The organism is Allobosea sp. FBZP-16 (genome assembly GCF_002831785.1).
Classification (GTDB): Bacteria; Pseudomonadota; Alphaproteobacteria; order Rhizobiales; family Beijerinckiaceae; genus Allobosea; species Allobosea lupini.
Genome location: NZ_LNCQ01000029.1, coordinates 146,206 through 158,655, shown reverse-complemented (window position 1 = coordinate 158,655; position 12,450 = coordinate 146,206). Strand labels below are relative to the sequence as shown.

The 12,450-nt window shown below is 63.8% G+C and carries 13 protein-coding genes; 2 read left to right on the top strand and 11 right to left on the bottom strand.

The genetic code is table 11. The features are described from left to right. Positions 1-14 precede the first annotated feature (14 nt). From CXY91_RS15475 to CXY91_RS15455, 4 genes are all read right to left on the bottom strand, one after another. Positions 15-893, bottom strand: coding sequence for a glycine betaine ABC transporter substrate-binding protein (locus tag CXY91_RS15475; RefSeq protein ID WP_100962222.1), 879 nt, complete (start codon positions 891-893; stop codon positions 15-17). A 127-nt stretch (positions 894-1,020) separates the two neighbouring features. After that, positions 1,021-1,689 carry a DUF1684 domain-containing protein gene (locus tag CXY91_RS15470; protein ID WP_100962221.1) on the bottom strand — a complete coding sequence of 223 codons (669 nt, stop codon included), beginning with the start codon at positions 1,687-1,689 and terminating at the stop codon, positions 1,021-1,023. Between the two features lie 157 nt (positions 1,690-1,846). Continuing rightward, positions 1,847-2,227: a DUF427 domain-containing protein gene (locus CXY91_RS15465; RefSeq protein ID WP_100962220.1), complete on the bottom strand. Its 381-nt coding sequence runs from the start codon at positions 2,225-2,227 to the stop codon at positions 1,847-1,849. 368 nt (positions 2,228-2,595) lie between these two features. Continuing rightward, positions 2,596-2,745, bottom strand: coding sequence for a hypothetical protein (locus CXY91_RS15455; RefSeq protein WP_158673431.1), 150 nt, complete (start codon positions 2,743-2,745; stop codon positions 2,596-2,598). Between the two features lie 473 nt (positions 2,746-3,218). On the opposite strand from CXY91_RS15455, the gene CXY91_RS31245 reads away from it, so the two are divergent. Further along, the gene (locus tag CXY91_RS31245; RefSeq protein WP_199777459.1) at positions 3,219-3,383 is read left to right on the top strand and encodes a DUF2256 domain-containing protein; all 165 of its coding nucleotides are present in this window, start codon (positions 3,219-3,221) and stop codon (positions 3,381-3,383) included. Continuing rightward, positions 3,329-4,945, top strand: a complete 1,617-nt coding sequence (locus CXY91_RS15445) for a cryptochrome/photolyase family protein (protein WP_100962217.1) — start codon at positions 3,329-3,331, stop codon at positions 4,943-4,945. Before CXY91_RS31245 ends, CXY91_RS15445 begins: the two co-directional genes overlap by 55 nt. Before the next feature lie 24 nt (positions 4,946-4,969). Here CXY91_RS15445 and CXY91_RS15440 read toward each other — a convergent pair whose 3' ends face one another. The 7 genes from CXY91_RS15440 to CXY91_RS15410 form a co-directional block, all read right to left on the bottom strand. After that, positions 4,970-5,671, bottom strand: coding sequence for an SDR family NAD(P)-dependent oxidoreductase (locus tag CXY91_RS15440; RefSeq protein WP_349236596.1), 702 nt, complete (start codon positions 5,669-5,671; stop codon positions 4,970-4,972). A gap of 51 nt (positions 5,672-5,722) precedes the next feature. After that, positions 5,723-6,238: a 2'-5' RNA ligase family protein gene (locus CXY91_RS15435; RefSeq protein WP_100962216.1), complete on the bottom strand. Its 516-nt coding sequence runs from the start codon at positions 6,236-6,238 to the stop codon at positions 5,723-5,725. Between the two features lie 130 nt (positions 6,239-6,368). Then, on the bottom strand, positions 6,369-8,132 hold the full coding sequence (locus CXY91_RS15430) for a glycoside hydrolase family 2 protein (RefSeq protein WP_199777458.1): 1,764 nt from the start codon (positions 8,130-8,132) through the stop codon (positions 6,369-6,371). Further along, positions 8,132-9,268, bottom strand: coding sequence for a hypothetical protein (locus CXY91_RS15425; protein WP_100962214.1), 1,137 nt, complete (start codon positions 9,266-9,268; stop codon positions 8,132-8,134). Before CXY91_RS15425 ends, CXY91_RS15430 begins: the two co-directional genes overlap by 1 nt. Positions 9,269-9,273: 5 nt before the next feature. Continuing rightward, positions 9,274-10,128: a carbohydrate ABC transporter permease gene (locus CXY91_RS15420; protein ID WP_100962213.1), complete on the bottom strand. Its 855-nt coding sequence runs from the start codon at positions 10,126-10,128 to the stop codon at positions 9,274-9,276. Then, positions 10,125-11,015 carry a carbohydrate ABC transporter permease gene (locus CXY91_RS15415; RefSeq protein WP_100962212.1) on the bottom strand — a complete coding sequence of 297 codons (891 nt, stop codon included), beginning with the start codon at positions 11,013-11,015 and terminating at the stop codon, positions 10,125-10,127. The genes CXY91_RS15420 and CXY91_RS15415 overlap by 4 nt, the downstream gene beginning before the upstream one ends. A gap of 74 nt (positions 11,016-11,089) precedes the next feature. Continuing rightward, positions 11,090-12,373: an ABC transporter substrate-binding protein gene (locus tag CXY91_RS15410; RefSeq protein WP_100962211.1), complete on the bottom strand. Its 1,284-nt coding sequence runs from the start codon at positions 12,371-12,373 to the stop codon at positions 11,090-11,092. Positions 12,374-12,450 lie beyond the last annotated feature (77 nt).

The window sequence follows — 12,450 nt, the reverse complement described above, 5'->3', positions numbered from 1 at the left end:
TCGCGACGTTCAGCTCAGAGACCCTTCGCCTTAAGGAAGTTCACCGCGACGGTACGCGGCTCCTTCTTGTCGACCTCGACCTGACGGTTGAGCTCCTGCATGGTCGGGTTGTCGAGCGCAGCGCCAACCTTCTCCAGGATCGCGACGATCTTGGCGTCGTTGGCTATTTCGGGGCGCACGACCGGGCACAGGTAATAGGGCGGGAACAACGATTTATCGTCGTCGAGCGCGACGAACTTCTCGGCCGCGATCTGCCAGTCGGTCGAGAAGCCGTTGGCGACCTCGATCTGCTTCTGGTTCAGGGCTTCGTAACGCAGTCTCAAGGCTGCAAACTGCTTGAACTCGGCGAATTGCGCGCCGTAGACCTCTTTCAAGCCGGCGATGCCGTCGCGGCGATCGACGAACTCGGTGCCGGCGCCGAGCCGGAGCTTGGACGAGGCCTTGCCGAGATCGCTCAGGGTCTTGAGGTTGAATTCTTTGGCGGTCTCGGGCCTGACCACGATCGCATAGCCGTTATTGATGTTGGATGCCTTCAGCCAAGTCAGGTTGAACTCCTTCTCATAGAAGGCCTTGACCATGCCGCGGACCTTTTCGGGATCGGTCTCGGTGACACCTTGCGCCTTCATGACGGCGTTGAGGCCGGTGCCGGTGTATTCCGGATAGAGATCGATCGCGCCGCTCTTCAGCGCCTCATGCGCAACGAGCGTACCGCCGAGATTGATTTTGCGCTCAACCTTGAAGCCGGCCTGTTCCAGCGCGGCGGCATAGAGTTCCGCCACCACGAACTGCTCGGTGAAGTTCTTGGAGCCGATCTTGATGGTCTGGGCCGAGGCGGAGGAAAGACTGGCCGCCAACATCGCGGCAGCTGCGAAGACCGTTCTGATAAGGCGCATGGATGGGGCTCCTCGAGGTCCGATGAGAAAGGCTAGCAAGTAGGGGCGCCGATGCAAGGAGCCGACCACACAAAGATCAGTGAAGCGCCATAGCCCGCGCGTTGTGCTGAGATGGAATGCAGTGCTTTTAGGGTATGGCGTTGCGCTCACCGCCCCGGATCGGCACCGGCAGCCTGTTTTCCGTCGGTGCAAGCGGACAGACCCATGCTTCTGAGTAGGCGCAGGAGGGATAATAGGCGAAGTTGAAATCGAGGATCAGCTCGCCGTCGTCACTGCTGCCGAGATCCGCGCTCTTGATCGTGTCGAGCAGATAGCGCCCGCCAGCAAAACTCTCCTGACCATTCGTCGAGTCGCCAAAGGGCAGGAAGACGCCGCCGCCATAGCCTTCGATCCAGTAGAGCGTCAGTTCCTTGCCCAGCGCGGAATCGAGCCCCTGGGTGATGGCAAAGGGGACAAGTGTCATCAGACCATCTTTACCGGCTTCGAGCCTGATGATCTCCCGATCGATGGCGGCGCCCAAGCCAACCTTGAATCGCATGGCTGGATCGTAGGGAAAATAATCAATCCCGCGAAATTGCGCGCGGCGCGCGGAGGCAAGCGGAGATTGCAGATGTTCCCGGAAGAGCCTGTCGCGAGCGCTTCGCCAGTACATCCAGCCGTCGCGACCGGGCATGGCCCGCACAGCGGCATAGAGATCGGCGACCTGGCAGCGCCAATCATGCAAGCTCGAATATTTCTCTAACGCCGTGCTCTGGGCGAGCGTCGCCTCGTCACGCTTCAAGATTTGATCAGCCATGGTATTTCGCCCGAGCGATCTCGTGAGGAGGGACATGGTCGAGTGCGTCAACGCACCAAACCGCTCCGGGTTGCAACGGTGAGTGATCGTCAGCTTTCGGGCAGTCAGTCGATGTCAGCAGCGACCGAGCTCCCAGCAACCACTGACCAGTTCGGCTTCAGATCGGGCGTTGCTCGATCGCATCGACACGATCCGGATAGAAGGCGACATAGGCTTTTATCGCGTCCACGGCATCGTAAGGCGTCTCGTACGTCCAAACGGCGTCAACCGAGCGTCCTCCCCCATTCGGGATGCTGAAATACGACGCCTCACCCTTATAGGGGCAGTACGAATGGGTTTCCGATCGGGTGAGCGCTGTCATGTCGACATCGGCGCGTGGAATATAGTGGACTGCCGGATATGCAGCCTCTTGAAGTATCAGGGCGTTGACGCTGTCGGCGACAACCCGGCCGCCAACGCTCACGACGATGCGGCTGTGGCTGGGCGAGATCGTGATCGGATGGTCGGGGCCGGGAATTTTTACGATCCTCGGATCCATTTCCTCTTCCTTCAGCCCAGTCTGCCGGAGCAGCGATTGTCGACCATGGGCAGTCCGCTGACCGAATTGGCTATGGCCGCCTAGTCCTGCAAGACGTGCCAATGCTCAGCCAATCGGGCGGCCCCATTTCGCAGGATATCGACGGCGATCGATCGAGACGGCCGGGCTTGGATCGAACAAGCCGTCTTGACCCAGCGGATTTGAGCGCTGTTCTGGATGTCCTCATCGGCTGAAGAGCCGATAGCGGGCAAGCGCGGCATGTGAGCCCTGAAACTCTCACGATAGCTCAGGGCCGCTTGCAGCCCCATCGCTGTTCCCCGCGCGCGGGCCTCGCACACGGCACGCCCGAACTGCGACCCGTCAGCCGACTAAGGGACAGGCTTCAAGTCTCCTGGAACGGTCGGGATCAATTCCGAGACGGTCGGGTGGATCGGAACCGCCCCTTGCAGCACGGGATAGGATGCTCCGGCATGCACCATGTCCAGGATGATCACGATGGTGTCGAAGAACTGTGTCATGGCAAAGGGCTTCGCGATGAGCGCAACACCGGGCAACTGGCTCGACCGCGAGACTGGATTTCGTCATGCTTCCGAGCGACCGCGGAGCGCTGCCAGCGTGCTGGCGAAATGCTCGGCTGGCTGCTGCTTCCGGGCTTCGCAGCGCCGCCGGCCGCGTTCGCGACTTCTGGCTCCGGCCACGTCGGTCCAGTCAGTATGGGCTTCGCTCATGCGGGAACCTAAGGAGGCCGCCGCCGTTTGAGGCCGAGTGAACTAGAGAGGCGACGACATGATCAGGCTTATTCTTGCGGGTGCAGCAGGCTACATGTTGTGGCGCAGGCCGGAGTTGCGAGAACGCGTTTTCGGATTGACGCGAGATGTTCTCGACCGTCTTACGGCGTCACCCCCGCGCAGGTGACACAGGGAAGATGCGCTCACGGCGCGCGCTGAGAACCTGATTTCGTCCGTGCGCGACGATGGAAGCGAAATTGCGAATGCCGAAGATGCGACGGAAGGCCGATCTGCCGACGAAGATCTGCGTGTCCTGTGGTCGGCCGTTCGCATGGCGCAAAAAATGGGAGCGTGTTTGGGAGACGATCGCGACATGCTCGGACCGCTGCCGCGAAGCGGCACGGCGGGACCGTCGAGTCACGGATTGACTCTTGTTTTCGTCCTGGGCGATCAGCTCACCCGCGATCTGTCCGCGCTGAATGGCCTGGCGCCTGGCGACGTCGTTCTGATGGTCGAGGTCGCCGACGAGACGACCTATGTCCGTCACCACAAGCAGAAGATCGCGCTCGTCCTGTCAGCCATGCGGCATTTCGCGGCGGAACTGCGAGCCGAGGGGATCACCGTCGACTATGTCGAGCTCGACGCGACAGGGAATACGGGTGCGTTTGGCACCGAACTCGTCCGAGCCGTAGCGAGGCATCGGCCCGACAGGATCGTCGTCACCGAGCCGGGCGAATGGCGCGTGCGCCGCATGATGGATGAATGGCCGGCGCTGACCGGTGTCCCCGTCGAGATCCGCGACGATGACCGCTTTCTCTGTTCTCGCGCTGAATTTCGGCACTGGGCTGGCGATCGGCGCAGCTATCGGATGGAGTTCTTCTATCGCGAGATGCGCCGCCGGACCGGCATTCTGATGGATGGAGACGAGCCCGCTGGAGGACGCTGGAATTTTGATGCCGAGAACCGGAAGCGGTTGCCGAAGGGGATGCGCTCGCCGCCACGGCCGGTGTTCGAGCGTGACGCGATCACGAGCCGCGTGCTTGACCTGGTAGCGTCGCGTTTCGCGGATCATTTCGGCGATCTGGACGCATTCGATTGGCCGGTCACGCGCAGGGATGCTGTGAACGCGCTCGACTGGTTCATTGCGCAGGCGCTGCCGCGCTTCGGCGACTATCAGGACGCCATGGCAGAAGACGATCCGCGTCTTTTCCACGCGCTTCTCTCGCCTTCTCTCAACCTCGGCCTGTTGACGGCGCGAGAGGTCTGCGTCGCGGCCGAGCAGGCCTATCGGAGAGGCGATGCGCCACTGAATGCTGCTGAAGGCTTCATCCGGCAGATCCTCGGCTGGCGCGAATATGTGCGCGGCGTCTATTGGCTGGAGATGCCGGCCTATGCCGAGACCAACGCGCTTGAGGCGGAGCGGCCTTTGCCATGGTTCTACTGGTCTGGCGAAACCGAGATGAACTGCCTGGCCCGCGCGATCATGGACACGCGGCGCCACGCCTATGCCCATCATATCCAGCGGCTGATGGTGACGGGCAATTTCGCGCTGCTCGCCGGCATCAGGCCGGCCGAGATCGAGGAGTGGTACCTCATCGTCTATGCAGATGCCTATGACTGGGTCGAGCTGCCGAATGTGCACGGCATGGTCGCCTTCGCGGATGGCGGCATGCTGGCCTCCAAGCCCTACGCCGCCTCTGGCGCCTATATCGATCGGATGTCCGATTACTGCGGCCGCTGCGTCTACAGCCCGCAGCTCAAGACCGGCAAGGGCGCCTGCCCGTTCAACCTGCTGTACTGGGATTTCCTGATGAGGAACCGCCAAAAGCTGGAACAGCTGCCCAGAATGGCGATGCCCTACCGCACGCTCGATCGCATGGACTCGTCCCACCGCGAGACGATTCGCAGCGAGGCGCGTGCTTTCCTCGAAGGCTTGGCAGAGCCTGGCACGAAGATGCATGTCGCGACACAGGGTGACCTGTTCGGCTGAAGGCGGCATCCCCGCAACCAGACATCAATATGGAATTCGCGCGCCATCCCAGGCCAGCAATGCGCCGGATTGCTCGCTGGTCGCGTTCTCCAGTACGTTGAGCAGGTTCGCCGCGGCATCCTCGGGCGCGAACAGCCCGGCATGGGCCTCGTTGCTCCGGAAGGGCTTCGACAGGCGCGTCGTGACCGTGCCGGGGTGCAGCGACAGCGCCATGGCCTCGGGACGCGTCCGCTTCAGCTCCATCGCGAGCGTCCGGATCACCTGATTGAGCGCTGCCTTTGAGGCGCGGTAGGCGTACCAGCCGCCGAGCCGGTTGTCTTCGATCGATCCCACGCGCGCCGACAAGACGGCAAAGATCGATCGGCCCTGTCGCGGCAGCAGCGGAATGAAATGCTTGGCGACGACGGCGGGTCCGATGGCGTTGACCGCGAAGAGTCGCGCCATCGCGGCCGGGTCGATCATCTTCAGCGCCTTCTCGGGATGGATGTCGGTGTCGTGGAGAAGGCCGCTCGCAACGATGACGAGGCTGACCGGTCCTGCCGACCCGATCGATCCCGCGATCCGTTCGATGCTGGCCTCGTCGGTGATGTCCGCGGTGTGAAAACGGATGACCTCGTGAGGCGCGCAGGACGTGCGGGAGATCCCGTGGACCATCGAATACCGGCCCGACGCGGCGATGGCCTCGGCGAGCGCGCCGCCGATCCCGCCAGAGGCACCGATGATCACCGCTGCATCTGGCACGGGCGGATCCTTCCCACACGATCTGTCACGACGGCGTCATCCCTCGAACCCGAATTCACCGGCTGCTTCCCACGGACCTCCACGATAGCGCCAGAGTTGCAGGGCTGTCCCAGTCACGTCGAATGGTTTGAACGCCTCCGACAACCGTCGGTAAAGCGCTTTGGCGGCATCGGCCGGCACCTTGTTCTGGATCGTCACATGCGGGCGGAAAGGCTGCGCATCTTGTGGTGTCAGATGAGCAGACCAGCGTCGCGCGATCATCTCCCTAACGTCGATCAGCTCGCTGCCGCTGACATTGTAGGCCACGCCGTTGCCCAGGAACCGAAGCGAAGGAATCGATAGCTTCAGCGGGCCGGTTCGGCCTGCCACCGATGCCAATTGCCCAGCGATTTCACTGCTGTGATCGCCGGGCAGATGATGAAACATCGTCAAATGTGCCGGAACGAGGTTGCGGCTCGGCGGAAAGTGACGCTCGCGCTCGGAATTGAATCGCACAAAGCTCTGCTGATCCAGACGCAACGTCACGATAAGTGGCGGATCGTCCCTGACCATCCAGGTCTCCCCTACGCCAAGCGCCATCGGCTTTTTTGGAGGCTGAGGGTCCGGCAGCGTCAGATGCAATGGCCTCGATTCCGAGGACAGGCAACCCTCTACTGTTGGTGCCTTGCGGTGCTGGTCCGGCTCACCATTCGGCAAAGAGCTCCGTGAGCACTGCGAATGCCAGCTTTCGGGTCGTCTTGTCCTCGGCGATCAGGCCTTTCCGATTGAAGCCCTTCTGAAAGCCGGTCTGGCGGCGCTCGGTCCGGAAATCGTAGAGAAGCCAGGCGGCGATCCCGGCGACGTAAGGTGTCGCTGCCAGCCTTCGCACCTGCTGGCGATAGAACTCGGCCTGCCAGTCCTCCGTGAAGAGGACACGGCCGGCGCCCCGGTGACCGGGCAAGGCATCGGCGCCGGTTTCTGAAACGATCACCGGCTTGCCGGGGGCCGAATTGGCGAGCAGGCGGTCGAGCCCGGAGAAATCCGGTTCGTACCACCCGAAATATTCGTTGAGACCAATCACGTCGAGATGCTCGGCAAGCCGATCCTCGATGGCGAAAGTCTCGCGGTTGATCAGGCAGGCGGCGCCGATCAGCCGGGTCGGGTCCGCCTTCCTGGCAACCTGCGCGAGCCGCGCCATGAAGGACAGGCGCGCATCGGTGTCGGCATTCTCGTTGCCGACCCCCCAGAGGATGACGCTGGCCCGGTTGATGTCGCGGGCGATCAGCTCGCGCAACTGGTTCTCGGCATCGGCATAGGTATCGGGGTTGTCGAAGGCGATCGCCCAGTAGACCGGGATCTCGGCCCAGAGCAGCAGGCCCATCTCGTCGGCGATCCGCGCGACGTGCTCATGGTGTGGATAGTGAGACAAGCGCAGGAAGTTGCCGCCGAGTTCCTTGACGTGGCGGAAACGGCGGCGGACATCGTCTTCCGTCGAGACCTTGCCGAGCACCAGATCGTCCTCATGGACGCAGACGCCCTTGAGCCAGATCTTCTCGCCATTGAGCAGGATGTCGGTGCCACGGGCCTCGATCGTGCGAAAGCCGAGGCGCTCGGTGATGCGATCCTCGCCGCAGGAAAACACGGCATCGTAGAGCCGCGGCGCTTCTGGAGACCAGGCTTGTCCCGCGAACGGCGTCGTCGCCTCGCCTTCGCCATCCTTGATGGCAATGGAGAGCGACAGGCCGAGCTCGGGGATGTCGACCCTGGCGGTCACGTCGACCGTCTCGGATAGCGCGATCGAGAACCGAATCTGTCGCCCACCGGGCAGCAACGCGGCGCGTGCCTCGCGGATGAACACCGCCGGCAGGCGCATCAGCGAGATCTCGCGGTAAAGCCCGCCATAGTTGAACCAGTCGATATGCTGCATCGGCACGCGGACTGGGGAGCGCCGGTTCTCGACCATGACCTGCAGGCGATTGCGGCCATTCCGCAAGGCATCGGTCACATCGAGGCTGAACGGCGTCGAGCCGCCGCGATGGCCACCGACATGGATGCCGTTGACGAACACGAGCGCCGCATAATTCGCCGCTCCGATATTGAGGATCGCCCGCTCGCCGGCGTGGCCGCTTTGCCAGTCGAGATGGCGCGTGTACCAGGCGGCGCCCTCGAAATAGGTCCATTCCGGCTTCAGCAGGTTCCAGCACGACGGAACGGGCACAAGCTCCCCCGCCTCGATCTCGTAATCGCGCGGCTGCGACCATTGCGACGGCGGCGTCTCGTCGAGCGCGAACCATTTTTGCCGCAGGCCCTCGTCGAAGAGGTCGAGCGTCAATCGCCAGTCGCCGGCCAGCGACAGCACCGGCCGGCCGTTGACCGGCACATAGGTCGCGGCGCCGGCGAGCCCGGCGAGATAGGGCCGGGCGTAGTCCTCGTCATGGAGATGATGGAAAGGATCGTCGGCCGCCATCATCGCGCTCCGAGCCGGTAGCCGATGCCGATCGTCCGGCGGAAGCGCCAGTCCCAGCGGCCGGGGAACAGCACATCGGCGATCATCGCGATCGCGATCCAGCGGAACCAGGTCGCGAAGCCGTTGGAAATCCCTTGCGGCTCCTCATAGCCCTTGACCCAGCCATCCTGCCGGCGGATGCCGGTGCGGACATCGCAGAAGCCGCCATCGGCGTTCTGGTCGGCAAGCAGCGCGTCGAGCAGGGTGGAGAGCCATTGGCGGCTCTCGTCACGGCGATGGTCGAGCAAGGCGAGGCCGTGGACGAGGACATCGACCGCGTCGACGTCGATGCAGGCGGAATCGACGCGCGGCGGCAGCGAGAGCACGTAGTCCACCGAGCGGTCGAAGGCGGCAGGGATGCGGCCTTCGTGATACCAGATATGGAAATTGTGCATCGAGCCGGCGAAGGCGTGCAGCAGGCGCGTCGGGTCGGAGAGCTGGCCGACGCCCCAGAAGCCGGTGCTGGGCTCGCGGTTGCGGTCGTGCCAGCCATAGAGAATCTCGAGCGCGGCATCGACGCGTGCCCGCATCGCGGCATCCCCGTCCCGCCGCAGGAGCAGGAAGAAGCCCGCCAGGTTGACGATGTTGTTGCCCTCCTGCCAGGGGTCGTTGAGGTCGCGATCGGCCAGCCAGGCCTTGAGTTTCAGCGGATCGAGGAAGGGCTTGGCGAAAGCCAGGTTCGGCCGCCGGCCCGGTTCCAGGGCATCGATGGCGCCGAGCGTGTAGTTGGTGACGTGGAAGTCGATATAGCGCCAGGTCTCGTCCCGATCGGGCTTCTTGAACACGGCTTCGCCGGTCATGCCGGGCACGCGGACGATGCCGTCGAGGCGGCGGTGCCCTTCGAGCCAGGCGACGAGCGCGGCCCTCTCGGCCTCGGAATAGCCGCCGAGCCCGCCGATCAGGTCGAGGCACATGATGCCGTTATAGGTGCCGTAGAGGCTGACGCCCGGCCAGTCCGCGGGATCCTGCGCGGCCGAAATGCGCATGACGCCGCGCGGCGCACCCGGCACCTGCATCGTGGCGAACCAGTCGAGCGAGCGCCGCCTCGCGGCCTCGATCGCGCCCGTGCGGCTGGTCTGCGATATCGCATCGTACATCAGGCTCATCCCTTGACTGCCCCGCTCGCCATGCCCGCCATCACCCGCTTCTGGGCGAGCAGGAACAGCCCGGCCACCGGCAGGGTGGTGATCACGGCGAGCGCCATGATTCCCTGGAAATTGGCCCCCAGCTCGGTGTTCATCGACAGGAGCGCCACCGGGAGCGTGTAGGTGTCGGGCGTCTTCGAGATCACCAGCACCGGGAACCACTGGGCCCAGTTGAGCAGGAAGGTGATCAGCGCGACCGTCGCCGTGATCGAGGACGCCATCGGCAGGACGATGCGGAACAGGATCTGCGCCTCGTTGGCGCCGTCGATAATCGCGGCCTCGATCACCTCGCCCGGAATCTTCCGGAAGAACTGCTCGAACAGGAAGAACTGGATCGGGCCGAGCGCCAGGAAAAGCACGATGCCGGCATAGGAGCCGAGCAGGCCGAGCTTGAACATCACCAGATAGACCGGGATCACCAGCAGCATGTAGGGGTACATGATCGTGACGAGGAAGCCGTAGCGCAGCGCGGTGAACCCCGGCAGCTGCGGCTTGCGCGTCAGCGCATAGGCGCCGAGCGCGGTGACGACGACGCTCAGCACCGTAGACGCCGTGGTGATCGCCAGCGAATTGGCGATGTAGCGCACCAGCGAGACGCCGCCGAGGCTGGCGATCTCCGTGAAGATCGAGAAGTCCAGCGTCTCGGGCAACAGCCGCAGCGGATCGTCCATGATCGCCCGCGTCGAGCGGAAGGCGCTGACCAGCATCCACCAGTAGGGGTAGAGGAAAGCCAGGCCGACCAGTCCGGCGAAGACGTAGGCGACGATCTGGAGCGGCCGGCTGACCCGCGCCATCTGCACGTCGGCACTCATCGCGCGGCCTCCCTGTCACCCAGGCGATAGATCGTCAGCGAGATACCGATCACGATCAGGAAGAGGACGCTCGCCATCGCCGTCGCCTCGCCATAGCGGCCCTGATCGAAGAGCTGATAGGCGTAGTAGGAGACGAAGTTGGTCGCCTCGTTCGGCCCGCCCTTGGTCATCACCACGACGACGGTGAAGGTCTTCAGGAACTGGATCAGCGCATAGACGGTGTTGATGATGAAGGCGGGCTTGAGCTGCGGCAGGATCACGTAGCGCCAGCGCTGCCAGGCCGTGGCGCCGTCGACATGCGCGGCCTCCTCGAGCGCCCGGTCGCGGATGGCGAGGTTGGCGTGGAAGATCAGCATGTAGAAGCCGGCATGGTGCCAGAGCTCGGCGATCAGGAGGGAGATCATCGCCGTCGGGCCGGTAGTCAGCCCGGCGAAGGCCGGCAGGCCGATGGCGTCGAGCAGCGCGTTGATCGCGCCGAAGGAGCGGTCGTAGAGCCAGCGCCAGACGACGTAGCCGGCGACGTCCGGCGTCACCACCGGCAGGAACAGCGCCAGGCGCAGGAGCAGGCCACCGCGTTTCAGGAGCGGTGAATCGATCAGGACCGCCATGCCGAAGGCGAAGCCGACATTCGCCGCGACCGCCACAGCCGTATAGAGGAAGGTGCGCAGCAGCGAGGCCAGGAAAGCCGGATCGGCGAAGATCGCGGCGTAATTGGCGAAGCCGACATAGGTCGGGTTCGGCCGCAGCGCCGTCGCCGATGCGGTGAACGACACCATGATCGACAGCACGATCGGCCAGACGCCGAACAGGATCGTGAGCACCGCAAAGGGCAGGACGAAGAGATAGAAGATCCGGTTATGCCAGACCGTTTCAAGGGTCGTGGTCATGCTTGTCTGCCCTTCGGAAGGAGGTTCGGCCGCGGGCCGCGCGAAGCGGCCCGCAATCGCGAGGTCGGCTGAGGCTATTTGGCCTTCAGCTTCGCCGCGAGCTCGCGCATTTCCTTGGCCGTCTCGGCGATGAACGGCTTCCAGTCCGCCGGCGGCTTGGCGATGCCGGAAAGCAGCTTCTTGTGGAAGGCCGCCTCCAGCTCCGGATAGAAGGAATGCACCGCCTCGGGGAAATCATAGGCGATGAGCGGCGCCTCGGCCTTGGCGAAGTATTGCGAGCGAGGCGACAGTGCGGCGACGTCGAGATCGGCACGCACGGCGGCGCCGACATTGTCGAGCGAGGCCTGCTGGGCCGCCTTGGTCAGCATGAACTGCGCGAACTCCTGCGCCAGCGCCTTGTTGGGCGCGTTCTCGGGGATGGCGATGCCGCGCATGCCGCCGATGACGACGTAGTTGGTCTCGCCGGCTGCGAATTTCGGCCATTTGCCGACGATGAAGTCGCCGTTGAGGACCTTCTCGCCGTCCCACTTCTTCACATTCCAGTCGCCGACGCGGAACATGCCGCCGCGGCCGCCCTCGATCACCTGGTACATCTCGGTGAAGGAGTGGTTGATCGTGTCCGGCGCGACGAACTTGTAGCTCGTATAGGTCTTGAGGAACTCCTCGAGCACCGCCGCATGGCGCGGCTCGTCGATGGTGATGTTGCCTGCGGGGTCGATCAGCGTGTGGCGCAGGCCGGTGCCGAAGCTGAAGAGATCGAGGATGTGGATGAGGTCGCGCGGCTTGGCCGCCTCGAGCGCAAAGCCGAAGGTGTCGGCCTTGCCGTTACCGTCGGGGTCGTTGTCGCGGAACTTGACCGCGACGCGCTTGGCATCCTCCCAGGTCTCGGGGAAGGTCTCGCCGACCTTGTCGAGCCAGCTCTTGCGCACGCCGAAGCCCATCTGCACGCGCTGGATCGGGATGATGATCTGCCGGTCCTTGTAGGTCGCGACCTTGAGATCGTCCTCGGTGAGGAAGGCCTTGTCGGTGACCTTGCCAAGCACCGGCTTGAGGTCCGAGACCTTGCCGGTCTGATCCTGGATGCGAATGACGCGCTCGTAATTGTTGTAGATCAGGTCCGGCGCCGAATCGGTGTTCAGCGCGCTGATGACGCGGCCGAACCACTGGTCGGTCGGGTAGCTGAGCGACTTCACCGTCACGCCCGGCCGCTGCTTGGCGAATTCGGCGGACATCGCCTCGAACCATTTCAGGCCGTTGTCGCCGAGATCGTGCCAGACGGTCAGCGTCTGCGCGGCCGAGGGCAGCGCACCCGCCATCACGATACCCGCGGCGGCGGCAATCCGTTTCAAGAACCTCATCGCTTCCTCCCGTGAACGCTATTTGGCTGCGCTCTTCTGCTGTGCTGTCTTGTTGAGGGTAAACGTTTACCCTTGCT

Coding starts and splice junctions, on each gene's coding strand:
- CXY91_RS31245 (WP_199777459.1), top strand. CDS start 3,219: ATGCCGAAGATGCGACGGAAGGCCGATCTGCCGACGAAGATCTGCGTG.
- CXY91_RS15465 (WP_100962220.1), bottom strand. CDS start 2,227: ATGGATCCGAGGATCGTAAAAATTCCCGGCCCCGACCATCCGATCACG.
- CXY91_RS15475 (WP_100962222.1), bottom strand. CDS start 893: ATGCGCCTTATCAGAACGGTCTTCGCAGCTGCCGCGATGTTGGCGGCC.
- CXY91_RS15425 (WP_100962214.1), bottom strand. CDS start 9,268: ATGTACGATGCGATATCGCAGACCAGCCGCACGGGCGCGATCGAGGCC.
- CXY91_RS15410 (WP_100962211.1), bottom strand. CDS start 12,373: ATGAGGTTCTTGAAACGGATTGCCGCCGCCGCGGGTATCGTGATGGCG.
- CXY91_RS15470 (WP_100962221.1), bottom strand. CDS start 1,689: ATGGCTGATCAAATCTTGAAGCGTGACGAGGCGACGCTCGCCCAGAGC.
- CXY91_RS15455 (WP_158673431.1), bottom strand. CDS start 2,745: ATGACACAGTTCTTCGACACCATCGTGATCATCCTGGACATGGTGCAT.
- CXY91_RS15420 (WP_100962213.1), bottom strand. CDS start 10,128: ATGAGTGCCGACGTGCAGATGGCGCGGGTCAGCCGGCCGCTCCAGATC.
- CXY91_RS15430 (WP_199777458.1), bottom strand. CDS start 8,132: ATGGCGGCCGACGATCCTTTCCATCATCTCCATGACGAGGACTACGCC.
- CXY91_RS15445 (WP_100962217.1), top strand. CDS start 3,329: ATGCTCGGACCGCTGCCGCGAAGCGGCACGGCGGGACCGTCGAGTCAC.
- CXY91_RS15435 (WP_100962216.1), bottom strand. CDS start 6,238: ATGGTCAGGGACGATCCGCCACTTATCGTGACGTTGCGTCTGGATCAG.
- CXY91_RS15415 (WP_100962212.1), bottom strand. CDS start 11,015: ATGACCACGACCCTTGAAACGGTCTGGCATAACCGGATCTTCTATCTC.